This is a genomic window from Salinimicrobium oceani, assembly GCF_012037645.1.
In genome coordinates this window covers 1-295 of record NZ_JAAVJR010001540.1, presented here as the reverse complement: position 1 = coordinate 295, position 295 = coordinate 1, and the positions used below count along the sequence as shown (strand labels likewise).

At 41.4% G+C, this 295-nt stretch carries 1 protein-coding gene; it reads left to right on the top strand.

What is annotated here, in order from left to right:
• Window positions 1–37: 37 nt before the first annotated feature.
• The coding region (locus HC175_RS22975) for an acyl-CoA thioesterase (RefSeq protein ID WP_168140076.1) at window positions 38–295 on the top strand (258 nt) is incomplete at its 3' end.

The window sequence follows — 295 nt, the reverse complement described above, 5'->3', positions numbered from 1 at the left end:
GAAGAATTTATGAACCTGCTTTACCAAAATTTATAAAATGGATATCAAGTTTAAAACCGTAGCCGATTCTCAGGTTACTATTTCTGAGCTCATGCTTCCCTCCCATTCCAATTTCAACGGAAAAATTCACGGAGGTTATATTTTGTCCCTGCTTGACCAGATTGCCTTTGCCTGCGCCTCAAAGCATTCCGGCGTCTATTGTGTGACAGCCAGTGTGGACACAGTAGACTTTTTGAATCCCATAGAGATAGGAGAACTGGTGACGATGAAAGCCTCTGTAAATTATATTGGGAAC